Below are 20,397 nucleotides of genomic sequence, written 5' to 3' on the forward strand. Positions count from 1 at the left end.
TGCTAGTGATACCAGTGATGCCCGTGCTAAGATCAGAGATAGAGCTAAAAGCCCCGCCTCCAGCACCGGTAAAAGTGGTGGTTATTGCGCTAATTTCTGCTCCAAGAGTGGTGTTCACCGCAGTGGCTACATTGCCAAGTAGAGTTGCATTGGAGCTCAAGCCATTGGTTTGTCCGCTAAAAGGTTTAAGCATACTCCCTAGGGTAACCACGCCCTCCATGCTTTGTAAAAAGGTGGAGCTATTCCCATCAAAGATCTCCCCTGTAACATTGGCGATGGTGATATTGCCCGTAGGGGAGTTGATGTTAAAGAGGTTTTGACCTAATGTATTAGCCTCTGTGGCGATTGTGCTGTAAGCGTTGATCATATTCCCAAAGGTGCTAGAAGCTGTTGTAGTGCTAATGGCGTTATTGCTCGTGGTAGCTGGAGCCATGTAACCAGTTAAGTTGTAGACAGAGCTTGCGATGCTATTCAAACTTGTCATGGGCGTGGTCGCGCTCTGGGCGGGATTTTGCAAAATGCTATCAGAGGTGTTGAGCTGGTTGATCATGCTATTCCACGCGCTCACATTACTAAGGTCATTGCTCACCAAAGCGACTGTGTTGCCATAGGCACTCCCTGAGAGATCCGCGCCTTGCGATCCAGAATTTAGCGTTATCCCTGTGTTGAGGGTGGAGGAGAGGGTGGCGTTGAAAAGACCCTGATTTGTGCCATAGGTAACCAAGTTATTGGCTGCAGACTGGTAGGCATCGGCTTTCACAGTTTGGTTTTTTTGCATAACCATTGCAAAGGGGTTAGTGGCGATCGCGCTTTGTACCTGACTTTGTACCCCTTCTAGATACTGCAAGCGATTCAACAGAGTTTGCAATTCGTTGAGCTTGGTGAGTTCTTGGTTACTGAGATTCTTAAAGTCTGTTTGACCCTGCAAGTAGTTGAGCACATCCCCGGCGATCTTGCCCCCCTGAGAATTAGTGAGGTTGTTGAGCAAGGTAACATTGTGGTTGTAACTATTGATGGCGTTGATGAGGGTGGTTATAGAGCTAACTGTGGTTGCTCCATTTGTCCCGCCTAGATCCGCGCTCTTGATGAAGGGGAGCAATTTCCCAAAGGCATTCGCCGCACTGATAGCCGCGTTCAAATTGCTCGCGCTATTAGCCGCGCTAGAGCTGGCTGAAACAGTGAGAAAATTGTTGGTGTTATTGCCTCCGGTTACCACGCTAGCAAGGGCTTTATTGGCGTTGTAGAGATTGTTGGCATCTGTGAGCACCTGGGCGATCCCTGCAGCGGTGCTGAGGTTTTGTTGGCTAGCTTGGGCGAGGTTTTTATTGATCCCGCTGACATAATTGACGGTCTGGGCTACCTTAGAAACAACACCAAAGCCCATCACGCTTTGGTAGGCATCCCAAAGTGTGCTAGCCTTACCTGAGGCGGCTAGCCCTGCTAAGGCATTAGTCGCCGCGGTGTTAGCTTGGTCTTGGGTGATCGTGTTGGCTACCAATTGGGCTTGGATGGGCATGAGCGCGCTAACCACTTCTGTCAAGCTTGCCCCAGTGGCTAAATTGGCTGTGTTGGTGAGCGCGGCGATATTAGTTTGCGCGCTCCCATTGATGAGCCCACTAGCCGCGCTAGCGTTATTGCCAAATAAGGAGGTGTAGGCAGTGCTCATGGCGTTGTTGCCCACAAAATCCCCAATCAAGCTAGAGAGGGTGTAGAGGTTATTAAGATTGGTCAAATACGCGCTAGCATTACTATTAGAAGCGACACCTCCTACGCCCCCAAGCCCGATCACAGAGTTAGTAGGTCCATTCATGTTAGAAGTGGTGTTGAGATTGGCGTTAGAAAAGAGGGTGCTAGAGGCGTTGTAAAGATTACCCACCGCGCTATTGAGCGCGCTCAACGCGCTACTGATATTGTTCAAATTGGTGGTGGTGAATAAGCCATTGGTGGTGTCCGTGCTACTCAAGTAGGGGAGCAAATCGCCTAGTTGAGAACTCAAGGTGTTTACTGCTGCGCTAGCAAAGCCCAAGTTTTGCACCGCGCTCACCCCACTGCCCAAATAGCTTGACAAACCGATACTAAGGGCTGGGGTACCACTACTCGCGCTAGCATTTGTGCCCATCGCCTCATAGGGCGCAATAAGGCTCTTGATATTGGCGATCTGCGCGCTGATGTCTGTAGCACTGAGCGTGCCATTTTCAAATTGAGAAGCCACGCTGGGGGCTAGGTTGCCCACACTGCTTGCAAAGGTGGAGGCATTGTTCATGGCATTAGCCAATTCTTGAGCCAAGTTAGAACCAGCCACCACACTGGAGAGCTGGCTGGTGAAATTGGGAGCTAGCATCGCGCTAATGGAGCTAGCATAGCCTACGAGTGTTTTGACAGTGCCCAGGAGAGCCCCAACATCAGAGGGCTCGATAGTAGAGGTCCCAAAGGCCAAACCCTGCCCGGCTGTACCAGTAGTTAGCAAGCCAGAGAGGGTGGTCAAGGGGCTAGCTTTGGTGGGTGTGTTGGGGGCTTTAGCGGTGGCCCCAGCCAAATCTTCTAGGGCGTTTTGCACATCGCTGGACAGAGAAGACCAACCTGCGATTTTGCTCAAATCTGTAGTTGTGCCATTGATGATATTGGCTAGAACGGTGTTAAGATCAGGCACAGCACTACCCACAGAGGTGATGAGATTTTGCACTTGCATAGCCGCCCCAAGTCCGCTTTCTAGAGTGCTATAGGCAGTAGTAACATTTTTAGAGGTTACAGAGGTGAGCCCATTTATCATCCCCACTGCGGAGCTCAAGGCATCAAACCCCGTAGCTAGCTGACCCATAGTGATACTAGGGTTTAGCAAGGTAGTGGGCAAGCCCCCTACAGCCCCCCCTAGTTTAGCGATATCGGCTTGAGAGAGCGCGCTAGTGAAAGCAAAGTTCTGGTTGAGATTGTCATAAATGGCTTGTTTGGTTTGTGCGATCAGACCATTTTGGGCTTTGCCCGCCCCAAGCGCGCTAGCTAAGTAGGTGAGCGCGCTAGCTTGGGCTTCCTGATTAGACTCTGTGGTGTAGGTTTTGGTGATCGCGTTCACATAACTATTGAGCAGATTTTCAGAGTTGAAGATCGCTTGGATATTGTTGAGATTTTGGGCTTGTTGGTTGAGCGCGTCCACTTTTCCAGCACCTTGCCCGGTTCCGGAGCTAAAGGGAGATGTGGGACCCTGGTCATAGAGGTAGTTAGCCGCAGCGTTGTTAATTCCGGCGTTGAGAATATTGGCAAGTTGGCTAACCCCGGTGCTACTGAGCATGCTAGAGAGGCTTTGGGTGTTGGCACTATAGGTCATCGCTTGGGCAAGCAACTGGGCTAGAGCACTATTAAAGGTACTCTCATAGCTGTTTTGGTTGAGCACTCTTTGGGCGTTCCAAGAAGTGGTAACATTTTTACTATTAGCCAACTGCCCGCTTACAGGGTAAGTTGTGTTAGCATTCGCAGTGCCCCCAGAGAGAGGCGCAGAAGAAGCAGTAACCACATTTGAAGAGGTGAACGCGTTGGTGTTGACTAGCGCGCTCAATTTGGAGAGCGCGCCCTCAAGGGTGTTATAAGAATTGCTACTATTTCCCGAAGCAAAGGCTTCATAAAGGGTTTTGAGCATGGTGGCCCCCGAAGTGCTACTATCAAAACTCGCGGTGTTAAAGAAATTGCTCAGTCCAGAGTTCTTGCCCACACCGCTGTTAGCCGCGCTCAAAGCCTGGTCGAGTTCAAAGGCGGTTTTAAGGGTTTGCCCTAGAGAGAGAGGGCTAGAGGCGTTAGCACTAAGCGCGCTTTGCAAATTGGTCAAAGCCGAACTCTTCATCAAGGCGGTGTAGGCGTAGTAAACCGCTTCATAGCCATTGGTAACACTAGCGGTCCCCGTCCCGGTTCCCATAGTCCCTGGAGATGCTGGAGTACCAATATTGGTGTTGGGGTTAACCAAGCCCTTGAGCGCGCTTTCCACCGCGCTTTGGTTGTAACTCTTAGAAGCGGTGAGGTTGGCTAGGGCATCTAACACGGTGCTAAGATTGCCCATTGCGTTTTGATTGGAGGAGGTAACACTGGTTACATCGCTCAAGGGAGTGTTAAGCACACCATTGATGATCACGCTGATATCAGAAGCCATGCTTTTTAAATTCGTCATCACCGCGGTGTAATTGGAGTTGATGGTGTAAGTCCCGCTACCATTAGAGCTCACAAGCCCTCCAGGGATGGCTGAAGCGATGGCATCAATGGTTTGCAAAGTGTTAAGACCAGAGGAGTTTACACTATAAGCGGTGTAGGCATTAGAATCGCTGGCCGTTTGGCTAGAGATGAGCTTATCCGTGGTGCTAGAGCCATAGAGCACTGTATTGAGTGTGCTAAGCGCGCCACTCAACGCGCTAGAAGAGCTACTATTATTGAGCGCGCCTACAAAATTCCCCCCCACACTGCTCACCGTGCCAAAAGCCCCCTGCAGGTCAGTTGAATAGGTGCTAAGCGCATTGCCAGCACTTGCGCTAGAGCCGGGGAGCACATTTACACCCGCCGTGATATTGAGGATATTGGTGTAGATATTGCCAAGTAGAGCGTTAGCACTAGCGGCATTAGAAGGGGTGCTTAACAAGCCAGAATTCGAACTAGAACCAAAATTTCCCGTAACCGTGGCGGTGTTGCTCAAAGAGCCCGGTGCGTTTTGGTTACTAATGCTGTAGTAATTATTGCTCACACCTGTACCAGGCAAGAGGATATTATTGGTCGCGCCCACGCCTCCAAAAGCACTACGGTAACCATAGGCCACAGAGTTATTCGCGCTCATGTTGCTCAACACCTGATTGATGCTCGAAAAATCGTAAATATTAGCCTGAGTGCTATAGTTACTCAACAACCCGCCATTGCCATAGAGGTTATTGTTCAACACAGAAGACATGGTTGAAGTTACCCCAGAAGCGCCCCCGGTGTTATAGGGATTGTTGAGGCTACCATCTCCAAAATAGGGCTGGTTGCCTGCAGGGTTGGTGATATTGCTTTGGGTGATCGCGCTCCCAAAGCTTTGATCTGCTGTGCCGGTCCAGTTACCATTAGCACCGAGGGTATAATTCCCTCCCAAGATGCCAGAGATGGAGTTAACCATGCTGATCACATTGACTTCTTCAGCGTCCACTGAGGGAACGAGCCCAAAGCACGCCCCAAGAGCTAGACTCAAGGTTTTAGAGATAAACCCCTTGGAATTAGGAGTTCTGAGAGGATATTTATCCACGAATGTCCTTTAGATTAAAGTGTTGTGAATGTTGTGGCGTAATAAAGAGACCAGAACCTTAGCATTGAGGGCCACTGCAAGAAACCCCAAGTTGTGCCTTGTTACTTGGGGTATTGTAGGTATTCGCGCTCGAGCTAGGGATAGTTGGGGCGACCCCGGGTTGGTTGTGGAAGAAATTATAGACCTCTCCAGAAGGCGCGATTTCTCCAAAAGTGCCATTGCTACTGCTTGCGCGCGTCATATTAGAATACTGAAACCCCACAGCTCCATAGAACCCAGAGTTTTCTGCACTGAGCATACAGGGCATAGCCACTAAGAGACCAATCCCTAGAAATTTAGGGATAAATTTTGATTTGAGAATACCAGATTTAAAGCGATTCGTTTTCATTGTTCGTCCTTTCGTTGAGGTGCTTGAAATGCCCAGAAGTTGGGAATCTGAGCGTCCCCAATTCTAAGAAAAAGTTACTTATTTTAACCTTAATTAGACGCAGAAGTTTCATTATTGGTCTCTTAGTGGCTATGCCCTGTATGCTCAGTGCAGAAAACTCTGGGTTCTATGGAGCTGTGGGGTTTCAGTATTCTAATATGACAAAGGCTACGGGGAGTAATAGCGGCTCGCCCCAAGGTCCCCTCTTTGTGCCCGGACGCAACGCCTACAGCGTGGAACCCATGACTAATGGCAACATTACCTTACCCGGTCAGGGGAGTGCGAACTCTTCGATCTTCACTCCCAACCCTTCTAGCAAGCTTCAGCTCCCCTAGTCCCCCACGCCACATACGCAATATCAAAGGAGTTTCGTGAAACTTTTCTCTTCTTACAAACGCTCGCTCAGCGTAGCTTTGTGCGCCTGCTTTAACTTCGTCCCCTCTTTGGATGCCACAGAGATAGATGTCATCAATGTTGTCAACTCTATCTCTGGGCTCTTGGGGGGCTCTTATGAACTCTATGGTCCCAGCAATAGCAACGCGGGGCAATACAGCGGAGGTGCTTCTGCTAGCTGGGGCTCAGGCACCCCCGCGGGCATCACCTCTAGTAGCGGCTTACTCAAGGGTTCTGGAATCGCCACTTCTGGCACTGCCAACCCCTTTGGGAATGGTAGCACCAACAACCCCTACCCAGGCGGTCCGGGGGGCAGTTACAACCTCTATGGGCTCAATGGCTTACTCAATAGTTACAATTGGGATAGCGCCACCAACACCTTTTACAATATCTACAACTTCCCCTCTCTAGGGGGCTTGCTCAGCGCGGATAAAAACTTGGCTACTATTGGCTACACCAACCGCCTAGCCTTCAGCGGGCTTCTCAATGGGGCGGATAATATCCTAAACCCCGGCACGGCGGTCACGAACAATTACTACACCCTCAACGCCACCAGCCCCAGCGGCGCGAAGGGCAATTTGAGCTCCAGCCAATTAGCCAGTGGGGCTAATCTCACAAGCGCGAACAACTTGCTTGGCACCATCTATGGCAATATCAAGGACATCGCCGCCGCGATGGACACGAGCAATAATTTGAGCGCGCCCACCCTTAGCACCTACAACACCTATTACAATAGCGCCTTTAGCGCGATCCAAGGGGCTGGCGCGGCTTTGCTAGCGGCTAAAAATGGCACCGCCACTAGCGGTTTTACCCTCAACTCTTTGAACGCCATCAACAATCTCACCGGCGGTCAGCTTGTTGGCACTTCTGGAGCGAGCACCAATCCCTATAGCTTCAGTGCCGACAATCTCAACCTACTAGAAGCCTACGCGCAGATCAACTCCCTAGTTTCAGGGGGGATCAATGCCTCCAGCGTGGGGGCTAATGGCAATTACAACACCATCAACACCGCCTTGAGCAACGCCACCACTCTAACCAACCTCCAAACTTTGGCTAACGACACACTCAATGTCAACGCCACCACTGGCGCTGCCAATAGCCTAGATGATGTTCTCAGCGCGCTTGCTGGCATGAATGTCACCTCTGGCACCGCGCCCAGCCTCACCCAAGTGGCTAGTGCTCTGCAGGGCTTAGTCAACCCTAACGCCTATGAGGCGGTCTACCAAGCCTACGCCACTTTGACCACGGGGGGCACTGTGAGCTTTAATCCTAGCACTGGGGTGGGCACTTTCATCCCTGGCACGGGCACTAACACCCTTTCCGAATTGCAAGGGGCGACAGGGGCTTCTAGCCTAGGGGGTGCTATCGCCGATGCGCTGCAAATCAATAGTTACCAAAGCACAAACTCCATCACGATCAACGCGGGCAATGCCGCCAAGATCGCGGCGGTCTTTTCCCCCTCTTCGGGCACCAGCCCCTACCAAGCCCTCATGGATGTCCTCAAAAGCGCGGGGCTTACTGTTTCTGCTAGCCCAGATTACACCAAAACAGGCGATATCACGAGCTCCAATATCAGTGCGGGCGCTTCACCTAGCACTAGCTCCACAAGCAAATACCCCTATGCGGCGAGTGGGGCTACCTACGCCCAAAGCTGGATCACCGGGCGCGTGGCTAACCAAACCAGCTACACCAAGTCCCTAGCAACCCAAATTGGCAATATCCTAGGTCCTGCGCTCAATTACAGCAATAACGCCAGCGCGCTTAAAGCCATGCTCTCTAGCTCCACCAATATCGCCAATATCCTCAATGCCGGGGTGGACAACGCCATTAGCGCGCCCACTCTCACCACCAACAGCCCCGCGCAAACCTTGAACAATATCAACGCGATCTTTTATTCCCAAGACTTGCTTAGCACCTATGTGGGCGCGATCACCGCGCCCCAAAGTGGCGTGAGCAATCAAGAAGCCCAAGCTAGCGCGCTCACCTACCTCAACAACGCGCTAGGGGCTAGCGCGGCGCAAAATGGACTCATCGCCCAGACTAGAGCGGCCATCTCTGGCTTGCTCAATAGCAGTTTTAATCTCACCGGGCTTAGCTCTAATCAAGCCAGCGCGAATCTCTCTGGAGTATCCTCTAGTGCTTTCAACCCCGCTGCCACACCCCAGCAGATCGCCGCGGGGATCGGGGGGTTAGAGGCTATTTCTCAGGTAGCAAGCTACACCACGGCAGGCACCCTCGCTTCTACCATCAACACCTTTAACACTCTGGAGGGCAATATCCAAACCGTAGCCACCGCGGGCTTGACCACCATAGCTACTACTTCTCTAACCCCAGCACAAGCAGCTGCCCTAAAGGCGGTGGGCTTGAGCGGGGGGGAAGCGATCAACGCCTCCAATGTGGGCGCGTTCTTACAAGCCAGTATCGCCACTGGCGCGACAGTTGCAAGCAGTACTAATATAACAGTAACAACATTGATTGGCACCAGCACCGGCTCCTTAAAAGAGGCGGCTGGTTTGATCACCAATGGCACTAACACCACCATTGCCGGAGTGAACCAACTCATCTCCCTAGCCAATGCCTTTAAAGAGACAACTGCAGGGCAGTCCCAAACCTCGGCGGCTTTGGTGAACGCCAACGCCTTGTTGAGCTCTGCTAACCAGTTTAGCTTTGCTACTAACCAGGTTAGTGCTGTGCCCACCACTACGACCTTTAAAAACTTGGTTAGCAACGCCCCGCAGCTCATGAAAGATCTCTCCTTGCTAGGTCCTAGCATCGCCAAGCAATTTGACAATGGCACCATTAGCGCGAAAGATTTGAACACCACCTTGCAAAATATCCGCAACGATTATGGCGCCTACTATGGCTATGATAGCACCTCAGATGGGACCATCGCCCTAAGCGCTGGATTGGCTAGCCAGTTTTCCATCACACCCCAAAATTTGGGCTTGGCTAACGCCGCAGTCAACACCATTGCCACCCAACTCACCGGTCTTTCCAATTTGTTAGCCAGTGGGGACACCTACCAACAAGTCTTTGGGACCAGCTCTAGCAGCTCCACTAGCAACGCGCTCACAGCCCTAAGCGCGCTCAACACTGCGGTGGGCAAACTTTGGGCAGCCAGCCCCACTTTCTTTAGCAGTAGCAAGGCTAATAACTTGAGCACCGTCGACTCGCTAGGCAATAATAACGCCAACGCTACCATCTCTGGGGTGCAGGTCAATAGCATTAGCTCCTCCAACGCGCAAGGCTATCTTACTAACTTGCAAAATTTTTCCACCTTGACCAATTTGCTAGGCAATGTAGTGGAGAGCAACGGTTCCACCTCCACCAACTACCAAGCGGCTTTCACGACCTCAAATGGGGCTTCTGCTAGCCTTGTGAGCAATATCGCTACCCAGGGCGCGTATCTAGTGGAGTCCTTAAAACCCGGGGTGCAACTCTCTGCGCTGGTGCAGGCTTTGCAAAATATCCCACAAAGCAACGCCGCTGCCAATAACTACGCCGCGGTCGCCTCGGCGATCTCTGATCTCACCACGGGCACCATCGATCCTAGCGCGATTTGGAATGCTTTCCACAGCCTAGCCCAAGCGGCCACCTTGAAAAGCGGGACAGAGACTCCTGTGCAAGCCCTCTATGGCATCATCAGCGGGGCGACTAGCGGGGTGAGCGGGAGTTCTAATTCCAGCAGCACCCTCAACCCGGGTTCTACCACCTCTGGGTTTAACGCCGCTGGGGTTGCCCAGATGATCCAAGATGGGATCGCCTTGAACAAAGCCAATAACGCCTTGACAGGCACTTCAGGCACGATCACCACAACCGGTCTATTAGGCACCACAGCGGGGAGCGGGAACGCCACCGCCTATTTAGCCGCCCAAGCGGCCGCTAACGCCTATGGGCAACTCTTGGGCTATTTGAACACCACAGATCAAACCTCTGCCAACGCCCAAACTTTCATCAAGGCGCTCAATAGCTACAACCACAATTTAGCCCTGCTCAACAATTTGACCAATGGCAAGGGCGCGCAGATCGCTAGCTCTGTGGTCAATTACGCCAGCGCGAACAAGAATTTTGACACACTCACCACCTCTAGCTCGATTACCATGACCGGGAATTCTAGCCTCAACAAGCTCCAAACCTTGGTGGATCGCTTGCAATATCTTGAGGGCTTGCAGGGGCAAATCCAAACGGCGATCGATGCCAACCCCTACGCGCTCTTGATGGAGAAAAACTATCTTGCCAACTCCGCAAGCTACCAAAGCGCGCTCAAGGGCTTGATCACCAACACCAACCGTGGCATGGCAAATACCGGGCTCTTCAACAGCGCTGTTTCTACGGACATCAGCAATGTGGCCAGTGTTACAGCGGCTGGCGATAATTACACCCTCTCGGGTGCTTACGCGAGCACTATGGCTAGCGTGAGTGCCGACCTCACCAATATTTCCGCGTGGAATAGCCTCATCAATGGGCTTGATGGCAGCGCGGGGGCTTTTATCCCGGGGATCTCTTATAGCACCCAGATTGCTAACCAAATGGGTAGCGCGCTAGGGGCTATCAACAATCTCATCAACAACTTTGCGCCCGGGCAAAGCAGCGCGGACGCTAGCGCGCTTGTGGGCTCTTTTGGCAATTTGATGAACGCCTATTCACGCTCCTCTAGCGACAATGGGGGCGGGTTAGCGCAAAATTTCGCGGCTACGGGGTTGACCGTCTCCACTAACACCAACACCGCCTTTGCTAGTTTGCTCAAGGCGGGGGATTTGGCTACGCCAACATTGGATATTACTAATGTCCAAGGGAAGGTGAGTATCCTGCAGGCTATGGAAGATGTCTCTTGGTTGCAAAAGAATTTTAGCGGTGGGGTGTTTGATCCTAGCAACGGGAGTTTTAATGCGGGATTGACCACGGCGACTACGGCGACCACGGGGGACATCGACAAAATGAACGCAGCGCTTAGGGCTGTTACGACTGTTCTTGGAAGCACTGCCATAGCGGGCACCGGGGTGTATTCTTCCTTGGTCAATGCGAACCCTGGGACTAATATCGTAACCATGAGCAGCCCCCAAGCCCCGCTCTTGTTGGAAGGCTTGATAAGCACAGTGGAGGATAATGACACCCTCAAGCCCTATTTAGATGGCACCACACCCACCGCTGGCGCGGGGGCTACCCTGCTCCCCTTAGTCAGGGCCGCTGTTGCACCGGTGATAGGTGCTACTGCAGCAGCTGCTCTCACAGGCACCACTGTAGTAACCTTGGTGGACGCGCTAAAAAACATCGCGCTAGCAGGAGCTACCCCTGCTACTAATGTGCTAGGAGCGGTGAACGCTCTTTTAGACACAAGTTCTAGCTCTTATGTAGCCCCCCCTGCAAGCCCCACGGCTACCACTCTTTACACACCTGCAGAGTTGAAAGCCATGTTGCAAGCCGCCCACCAGTTGGATAAGGCTTACTTGGTGGCTAATGGGGTGTTGCAAGGAAGTTCTGGTGCAGGGTTGACAAACTGGGTTGGGGATAACACTACCAACATCAAGAGCTATTATGATGCCATGCAAACCCTGATCAACCGAGTCGATCAAGTCGCCGCGCCTTTTAAGGTGGCTAATGGGGCGATCGCCACCACTTCCACGAGCTCCACCGCCCCAGCTGTTAGCCCCACTCAGGCGGTGATAGGGTATGTGAACACCAATAATACTTCTAACACCAACACCGTGGCAGGCCTTTTGAACGCCAGCGGTGAGGGCTTGAGCACCGCCACGGCAAGCACTGTAGCCGGGCAAACCCCCGCTAATCAGATCACCGCCCTAGTAGCAGCCCAGGTGATTCAAGACCTAGGGGGCTATTCTGGGGCAAGCGCCCAGTTAAACACAACCATTGCTAGCACAACCACGGTGGCGCAGCTCTTTAGCGCTCTTAGCAACGCTGCGGCTAGCAACCCCGCCCTAGCCCAAACACTCTACAACGCGGCTTCGAGTGTGGTTTCTAATTTTGGGACCTACTCCACCAACTGGAGTCCCACGGCTGTAACTAACGCCCTAAACAGCCTCACCAACACGGCGGCTAACACGGCTCTTAGCAATGCGGCCACCTACACCCAGGCTTTAGATGCCCTTGCGCCTCTGCTCAACGCCTCTGGAAGCAGTCCCACCAGCGCGCAAGACATTTTACAAGCCGCGGTAGACAACACCTTGAGCATGAAAAATCTGCTCAGAATGCTCAATGGAAATTACACCGTGAATGGGACAGCTATCTCTAGCCTGTCTTCTAACACCTCTTTAAGTCCGGCAGTGGTGGCCGCGATCAAAACCTTGCTTGGCAATTTAACCACCCAGCAAGACAAAATGACGGCGATCAACAGCGCCATCGCGGCTAACCCAGCAGCCCAAGCTTTGAGCGGGTTAGTGGGCTCTAGTGGTAAGGTAACCGCGCTCAACAACGCCCTCTCTCAGGTAGAAACCGGCACGATGAGCACACAGGGGTATACTAGCTTGGTGGATAGCTATGTGAGTAGCGCAAGTGGCATGCTCATCGCCCAAGGCTACAATGTCAAAACCCTGCTCTACAACCTCAAGGGGCAACTAGACAATGTGAGCCAATACGCGGCTAGCGTGTATAATGTCGCTAGCGTGCTCAATAATCTCTATAGCGAGATCACAGAAACGGGCTTGAGTTTTAGCGCAGGGCAAGCGGCCATCAACAGCGCTATCAGCGCGCTCACCAGCCTCCAGCAAGCCCTCTTGCAGAGTTTGGCTAGCACCGCCTCTAGTTCTTCTAGCTCTAGCTCTAGCTCTAGCTCTTCTAGCTCTGGGGTGGCTGTTGGTGTGCAGGCGATGGTCTTGCAGGGTCCAAATGGCAATATCAGCCAGCTCACCCCTGCTCAAAAGATCGCCGCGCTCAAGGCGATCCAAAACGCTTTGACTTTTGCCAACGCGGCTAAGACCAAATACGCCAGCAATGGGGCACAATTTGAAGTTACTGGCGTAGCTAACGCGCCTAGCCCTGGTAGACGCCAGATGGTGTTTAATAACTCCAGCGGGAACATGTATGGGATTGATGTGCAGTTTGGTTACAAGCAATTCTTTGGCAAAAAGAAACGCTGGGGCTTGCGCTACTATGCTAGCTTTAGCTACCAGCATGGGACTTTCATGGATTACAACGCGGGCGAATTGGATAACTTCGTCTATGGCGCGGGTGTGGACGCTTTGTATAACTTCTATGAAAGCAAGGACGCCAAATACACTAGCGGGCTCTTTGCGGGCTTGATGTTGGCGGGCTCTAGCTGGAATGTCAAAGGGGCGAGCTACTATAAAACCTTGATGGCTGAGATTAATAACAGCGGAGGAAAAGCGGTGATGAACACTAGCTACTTCCAAATCCCGCTCAACATCGGCTTTAGGACCAATGTGAGCAAGCACCATGGCTTTGAGATCGGGCTTAGAATCCCTCTAGCGGTGAACTACTACTTCAAGGGCACCTTTGCTAGCGGGCTAGAAGAAGCCATCAGCTATAAGCGCAATGTCTCTGTCTTCTTCAACTATGTCTACAACTTCTAAATTTTAAGAAGTTGGGGGGGGCTTTGGCGCGGCGCGCCAAGCTTAAAACCTTTTCTTTTCACACACCTCGCGCATTGGGGGGCGCACGCACACGCTAAACGCCCCGCATTTGGGGCGCGCATGGCACCCGCCAAGATCAAGAGATTTTCTTTTCACACACCTCGCGCATTGGGGGGCGCGCACAGCGCGCGCTAAAGCCCACGCTTGAGGGGGTGTAAACGCGCACAAACACGAAACTACTTTACACCCCCGCAATGAGGGTTTGCGCGCGCTTATTCTCAAGGCGCGCACAGCGTGCGCCAAAATACACGCCCGCGCGTTTACTCTCTTGGCTCATCATTTGGCTTCCATGTTCTTAAAGTCGTGTTTGATACGCCCTTTTAACGCCTATTTAGCGCGCCTATGTGATCGTTTTTTTGGGCTTAGGCAAATAAAAGTTTGGGTAAATGGAGGGTTTTACCCTGCACGCGCGCTAAAGCACTTTAACCCTCATCTAGGATCAGCCTTAAAGAGGGTAGCGCGCTAGGGCGATCTGTAAGTCTTTTGGGGTGTCAATGCCCATGCTCTGGCTAGTAACCACACTCACCCCGATGGGCTTGTGGTGGTAAAGCGCGCGCAACTGCTCGAGCTTTTCGATCTCCTCTAGGGGGCTTTTTTCTAGAGCGCAAAACTCTAGCAGGCTGTGCGCCACAAAGCCATAAATCCCAATATGCCCCAACAAAGGACACTCCCCCCCCTCACGACTAAAAGGGATCAAGGCGCGCGAAAAATACAGCGCGTGCTGTGCGCCTAAGACCACCTTCACCACATTGGGATCGCGCGCCTCTTGCTGGCTAATGACCTTGGCGCAGGTGTGCATGAAAGGGGTATTCTTGGCTTGTTCTAATAAAGTGGCGATCACCTGGGTTTCTAAAAAGGGTTCATCGCCCTGCAAATTGAGCACCACGCTAGAGGGGCTTAAGCCTAAAATCTGGCAAGCCTGCGCGCAACGATCCGTCCCGCTGGTGTGCGTGGGGCTGGTTAGAATCGCCTTGATTTTAAAATCCCCGCACATATTCAAGAGCTTCACATCATCGCAAGCCACCACCACCTCATCTACGCTTAAAGCGTTGCGCGCCGTGCGCACTAGCATGGGCAAGCCATGGATGTCTGCTAGGAGTTTTTGGGGGAAACGCGTGGAGTTGAGTCTGGCCGGGATTAAAATCATGGTTTAGCCTTTGTATTCTGGGTGCGGATATTTCTCATATGCTCAGCGTAGTAACGGCTAAAGACATGGACACCCTGTTTATTTTTCACAAAGTAAAGAAAATTCGTTTTAGCCGGAAAGAGGGCGGCTTGGATCGCCGCGTTGCTGACACTGCCCACGGGCATGAGGGGTAAACCCTTGTGCTTATAGGTGTTAAACGCGCTATTGTCCTGCAAAATGCGCTCTTTGGTGATCTTGCTGTGCGAATACTTGCCATAATTCAAGCTCCCATCCATTTGCAAGGGCATGCCCTTGTCTAAACGCCTGAAGATCACTCCCGCGATCAAAGGCATCTCTTTAGTATTAGCCGCTTCTTTTTGCACAATAGAGGCAATAATGAGAGTTCTCTCCCATTCCTTGGGATCGTAGCGCCCTAGGAGTTTAAGGCTGAGTTGTTCGTAGTGTTTATTGGCATGCGCGATGAGATAGTCCATTAAAGCGTGCGCGCTAATCCCTAGAGCAAAGCGGTAGGTGTCTGGCACAATGCCCGCTTCTTTGTAGAGGGCTTTGTTATTGTAGGCTTTATAGAGCGCGTCCTCTTGGAGGTTGAAAGTGGTGGCTAGGTCTTGGATAAAGAAGTAAAGGGTTTCCCCCGGAATGAGGGTTACATTTTTGTAAATCTTTTTAGACACGCCCAAAGCGTGTAAAAAATCCCCCTTGCTAATTTCCCCCCTAGCATCGATGGGGATAGAAATATAACCACTCTTAGGGGTTTTCCACAACCCCAAGGCACCCATTAGGCGCAAAATCCATAGGTCTAGGGCGTTGCAATCAGCATCGATATGGCGCGCCATGTGTTGCAATGAACCACTGGGGATGTAAACCACGCTGTAAGATTTTATAGGTATACTCAAATAAAACAGCAAGCAAAGCCCCATGATCAAAGCGATCTCTAAAAGAATGCTCCGTCTTATCTTCCTGTGTGGCGCGGTGGGCGCGTTATTATTGGGCGTGTTCTTAGTCTTAAAAAATGGCATCCATATCTCTTCTTTACGGGTGGGCAAACTCCAAATAAGTCGATTGTATCTAAAACTCGATAATAAATTTGTCTTGCATGTCGGTCAACTAGACATCTCCGCCTTGCTAAACCACCAGCCCAAAAAACCCCCTCCCAGTGTGGATAATATTGTGCAGGGGGTGCGCTACGCCCTGCTAGCCCTCTCTTACTTCCAAGAATTGCAGGTCCAAGAGATTGTGATAAACCCTAGGGCTAAAATCCATGTGCGCTTTGATGGCAAAACCTACCGCGTGCGCTGGCCGGGCGTGCTAGACTCCCAGTTTAGCCTAGCAAATGACAAGGATTTGCGCCTAGAGGTGTGGCATTGCCAACTAAACCCCTACCATGTGCGCGCCAAAGGGCATGTGCGCTACTCTAGCATCGCTAGACAGCTAAGCTTTGCCCTAGAGGCATCCCCGCTCAACGATCTAGCCTCTTTGCGCCCCTCACACCTGCAAGCGCGCATCCATGGCTTGAGCGATTTTAACACCTTGAATCTAGACCTTAGCACCAATGAGATCACCCATTTAGATTTTCTCAAACCCTATTTTCCTGAGGGTAGCCACCCAGTCGTGCAAAAATGGCTGTTTGAAAATATCGAGTTTTCCAGCGTGCGCGTGCTAGAAGCCAAAGCCCTTTTGCACCTCAAAGACAAGCAATTATTAAAAAATCTCTTGGATCAAATCAGCGCGCGCGCGCTTGTCAAAGACGCCCGCGTGCTCTTTGCGCCCACCCTCTCCCCCATTGTGGCTAAAGAGGTAGCCCTTGATTTGCAAAAACGCACCCTATCTATCACCCCCAAGCATATCCGCTATGAAAACATGCCCTTGGAGCACTCCAGCGTGCAAATTAGAAATCTGGGCAAGGGGTCTTACTTGAGCGCGGACATCAAAATCGCCCCCAGCCCCTCGTTTAAAAGCGCGCTAAAGATTTTGCAAGCCTACCACATCACCCCGCCTATTAGCAAACTCACCTCCCTTCTTAGCGCGGATTTACTCTTAGGCGTGCAATTCATCCCCCATGCCAGCCCTTTGATCTCTATTCAGGGCGATGTGCTGGTGCACCCGGGGAATTTTTTGCTCTATGGCTACCCCTTTTCTAGCCAACAAGCCACCCTCACTTTAGACATTACCCCCAAATACCGCCAAATGTGGATCAACGCCACCCACACGCGCTATTACAATATCGCCGATTTAAATGTGAACATGAACCTCGATTTCACCCAAAAACACCTCTTGGGGAGCGTCGATGTCAATAAGATCCAACTTAGCACCAATAATGCCATCAACACCCAGCCCTTTAGCCCCACAAGAAGCGTGTTCAAAGCTCCCTCCAGCGCGCCTAACATCGCCCACCTGCCCAATCTCTTAGCCCAGAGTAAATCCATCTTAGAGCAGCGTATCCAAGCGTTAATCCGCGCGCAAAACCAAGAGAGATTCACCCAAGATATTATCTACGCCACCCCAGACACCCTGCCCAGCATAGATTTTGACCTAGATTTTTCTGCTGAACAAGATTGGCGTTTCCACAGCGCTAATTTAGACATCCAAGGGTCTTTGCAAAAGGGGATGTATGCGCTAAAACTCCAAGATTTAAAAAAACTTCTCCCCATTTCTCCCCTATTGCGCTATTTTGGGATCAAAAAGGGCGCGCTCCATCTTAACACCAAGGACTTCAAGCGTGTCGAATTTGTGGGCAGTGTGGAAAACCGTCTCCCCTTGTATCGGCGCGATGGCACACCCTTAAAAACTCTCTCTTTCTTAGGCACCTTTAAGCCCGAGAGTGTGGAATTTTTCACCCCTGATGGCTCTATTATGGGGCAGATCAAGGGGGGGCAACGCGCCTTTTTTTTCAACGACATCAATTTCAATTTAGACGCGTTTCTCAACTCCAAAATCCCCTTTATCAAAGAGTTGCTCACCCCGGCTAAACACAAGCCCACCAAAGCCCAGATTCGCGATGAAAGCGCGTTTATCCGCGCCAAACAGGATTACGAAAAACGCCACAATATTTTCCCCAACTCCACCATTATTAGCGCGAAAAACACGGCGATCCTCTTTAAATCCTTCCCCTTAGTGTTGGATAACGCCCGCTTGGTGGTGCGCGATGGGCGGGTGATGATCGATGGGGCTTACCACAACGCGATGTTGCGCGCGGACATCATCCATGGCGATGTCATTGTCAAGGCGGATAATTTTGGGGGGGATTATCTCAACTTGGCTTTGCAAAGCGTGCTCTCTGCAAATGTGATCGGGGGGGGACTTTATAGCCTAACGGGGGTTTATAGGGATCAAGTCTTCAATGGGGAATTGCGCATGCAAAACACCAGCATTAAGAATTTCAAGGTCTTGCAAAACATCGTCAATATCATCAACACCATCCCCTCTTTGATTGTCTTTAGAAACCCGCGCTTGGGCGCACATGGTTATGAGATCGCTAAGGGGCGCGTGGTTTTTGGGCTAAGCTCAGAGTATTTGGGCTTGGAGCATATCCAACTCACCGGCACAACTTTAGATGTAGATGGCGATGGCATCATCGAGATGGCGGGCAAAAAGAAAATAGACATGTCCTTGGACATCTCCACGATCAAAGCCTTTAGCAATGTGATCAACAAAATCCCCATTCTCAATTATCTCATCTTGGGCAATAAGGGCAAAATCTCCACCCATGTGCAGGTAGGTAACACACTCAATGATCCTTCTGTCAAAGTTACCCTAGCCAAGGACATCGCCCAAGCTCCTTTTAAGATATTAAGGCGTATTTTCACCCCCATAGACATCATTGTGCAGGAAATTAAGAAAGGACTTGCCCCCCATGACTCTGCTAGATTGCCAGAAGAACCAACGCTACACCATCCTAGAGATCAAAGGCACTAATGACGCGCTAAAAGATCGCCTTCTCTCCTTTGGGATCTGTGCAGGCGTGGAATTCACCCTGTTGCAACACTCGCTCAAGCGCGCCACCTTTAGCATCGCCATCCACAACGCCCAAGTGGCTTTGCGCGCCCATGAAGCCCAGTTATTAGTGGTCGCCCCTATATGAATCGCGATGCAAAAGCTCCCATTATCAAGGCGCGCCTATTAGCGCATTTTGGAGCGGCTAACACGCAATTACGCTACCGCAACGCTTATGAATTATTGGTCGCGGTGATCCTCTCAGCCCAATGCACCGATCAACGCGTCAATGCGATCACTCCCGCGCTCTTTGATCTCTACCCCACTCTAAATGCGCTAGCCCAAGCCCCTTTAGACAGACTCAAAGAGTGTATCAAGAGCGTTTCCTACCCCAATAATAAGGCTAAATACTTGATCCAAATGGCTAAAGAGGTGTGCGCGCGTTTTGGAGGGCAAATCCCAAGCACCCAAGCGCAACTCAAAAGTCTTCCGGGGGTGGGGCAGAAAAGTGCTAATGTGTTGTTGTCCGTGTATTTCAAGCAAAATTACTTGGCGGTGGACACCCATGTCTTTAGGGTGAGTCATCGATTGGGTTTGAGTCAGGCTAAAACCCCTTTGCAAACAGAGAGGGAACTCAGCGCGCTCTTCCAAGACGATCTAGCCTCTTTGCACCACGCTTTGATCGCCCTAGGGCGCACGCTGTGTGCGGCGCGTAAACCCCAATGCGCCGTGTGTTTTTTAGCCGATTTATGTGAAAATAAAAAAACGCCCAGCGCTAAAGCTAAATGCAATAAAATCTAGTTATAATACAAGCTATCCCAAAGAGAGAAAAGAGTATGGATCCACAAACCGGTAAAGATGTGCAAGGTGTCAATATCCAAACTAACCCCGCTTTGAGCGCGTTAACCCCGGTCAACCCCAAGATCAAAAAGCAAACCACTCTCAACCCTAGGGAGATCGAACTCACCACTTATTTAGAAGAGTTGATAGAGGATTACAAGGGGCTCTTGGACATGGAGGTAACTTTCATGGCCGATTTGGGCGCGACCTCCATCCCTTTGGGCGAGGTGTTGCGTTTTGAGCGCGGTTCGGTGATAGATTTGCAAAAGCCCGCTGGAGAGAGTGTAGATGTCTTTGTGAACGGGCGCGTGATTGGCAAGGGCGAAGTGATGGTTTATGAGAAGAATTTGGCGATTCGTCTCAATGAGGTGCTCGATTCCAACGCAATCGTCTATTACATTGCCAAGGACATGTAATTTTCTCTATGGCGCGCGTTCTTGGGTGGTTTCTTGGTGTACTGGTGTTCTCCTCACTCTGCTACGCCCAAAATGTTTTGCAACAGATCCAGATCGCCCCGCTTGAGGGCGCGGGTGTTGCGCTCAATTTGATCTTTAAAGACCCCCTAGAACAAACCCCCCAGATCGCCGCCAATCAGGTGATCACCTTGCAACACATAGTCCCCTTTGTGCCCAAGACACAGCGTTTTGGGCAGGGACCCTTGCAATCTTTAGACATTTATCCTAAAAATGGCGCGTTATTTATTGTCCCTAAGAGCACCTCCCTATTTAGTGTGCGCGCCAAACTCTCAGCGGATAAAACCTATTTGCGCCTAGAATTTCTCCCCCTCATTCTCACACCCCTTAAC

Annotated in this window: 10 protein-coding genes and 1 pseudogene; 7 read left to right on the plus strand and 4 right to left on the minus strand. The window is 51.3% G+C overall.

Annotation, left to right across the window (positions count from 1 at the left end; all coding sequences use genetic code 11):
- Together EAO33_RS08100 and EAO33_RS08105 are read right to left on the minus strand one after the other, a co-directional pair.
- Positions 1–5,248: beta strand repeat-containing protein (locus EAO33_RS08100; protein WP_120946245.1), on the minus strand; the 5,248-nt coding region annotated here is incomplete at its 3' end.
- A 58-nt stretch (positions 5,249–5,306) separates the two neighbouring features.
- On the minus strand, positions 5,307–5,636 hold the full coding sequence (locus tag EAO33_RS08105; RefSeq protein ID WP_235853150.1) for a hypothetical protein: 330 nt from the start codon (positions 5,634–5,636) through the stop codon (positions 5,307–5,309).
- 131 nt (positions 5,637–5,767) lie between these two features.
- On the opposite strand from EAO33_RS08105, the gene EAO33_RS09155 reads away from it, so the two are divergent.
- Together EAO33_RS09155 and EAO33_RS08110 are read left to right on the plus strand one after the other, a co-directional pair.
- Positions 5,768–6,010 carry a hypothetical protein gene (locus tag EAO33_RS09155; protein WP_162982265.1) on the plus strand — a complete coding sequence of 81 codons (243 nt, stop codon included), beginning with the start codon at positions 5,768–5,770 and terminating at the stop codon, positions 6,008–6,010.
- A 36-nt stretch (positions 6,011–6,046) separates the two neighbouring features.
- A complete protein-coding gene (locus EAO33_RS08110) occupies positions 6,047–13,615 on the plus strand; it encodes an outer membrane protein (RefSeq protein ID WP_120946246.1) in 7,569 nt (2,522 codons plus the stop codon).
- Positions 13,616–14,120: 505 nt separating this feature from the next.
- On the opposite strand, the gene kdsB is transcribed toward EAO33_RS08110, so the two are convergent.
- Together kdsB and mltG are read right to left on the minus strand one after the other, a co-directional pair.
- Positions 14,121–14,822, minus strand: coding sequence for a 3-deoxy-manno-octulosonate cytidylyltransferase (gene kdsB, locus EAO33_RS08115; protein ID WP_120946247.1), 702 nt, complete (start codon positions 14,820–14,822; stop codon positions 14,121–14,123).
- A complete protein-coding gene (gene mltG / locus EAO33_RS08120; protein WP_120946248.1) occupies positions 14,819–15,838 on the minus strand; it encodes an endolytic transglycosylase MltG in 1,020 nt (339 codons plus the stop codon). Before mltG ends, kdsB begins: the two co-directional genes overlap by 4 nt.
- Here mltG and EAO33_RS08125 point away from each other — a divergent pair.
- From EAO33_RS08125 to EAO33_RS08145, 5 genes and pseudogenes are all read left to right on the plus strand, one after another.
- Complete coding sequence (locus tag EAO33_RS08125) at positions 15,738–18,734, plus strand: YhdP family protein (protein WP_120946249.1); 2,997 nt, start codon at positions 15,738–15,740, stop codon at positions 18,732–18,734. The genes mltG and EAO33_RS08125 overlap by 101 nt on opposite strands.
- Positions 18,673–18,900 (plus strand): FeoA family protein, encoded by a 228-nt coding sequence (locus EAO33_RS08130; protein WP_120946250.1) that lies wholly within the window; start codon positions 18,673–18,675, stop codon positions 18,898–18,900. Before EAO33_RS08125 ends, EAO33_RS08130 begins: the two co-directional genes overlap by 62 nt.
- Positions 18,897–19,553: an endonuclease III gene (nth, locus tag EAO33_RS08135; protein WP_120946251.1), complete on the plus strand. Its 657-nt coding sequence runs from the start codon at positions 18,897–18,899 to the stop codon at positions 19,551–19,553. Before EAO33_RS08130 ends, nth begins: the two co-directional genes overlap by 4 nt.
- A 35-nt stretch (positions 19,554–19,588) precedes the next feature.
- Positions 19,589–20,008 carry a flagellar motor switch protein FliN gene (fliN, locus tag EAO33_RS08140; RefSeq protein WP_120946252.1) on the plus strand — a complete coding sequence of 140 codons (420 nt, stop codon included), beginning with the start codon at positions 19,589–19,591 and terminating at the stop codon, positions 20,006–20,008.
- Between the two features lie 8 nt (positions 20,009–20,016).
- Positions 20,017–20,397, plus strand: a pseudogene (locus tag EAO33_RS08145) (hypothetical protein); the annotation flags it as partial.

The sequence above is a fragment of the Helicobacter labacensis genome (genome assembly GCF_003660285.1).
Lineage (GTDB): Bacteria > Campylobacterota > Campylobacteria > Campylobacterales > Helicobacteraceae > Helicobacter > Helicobacter labacensis.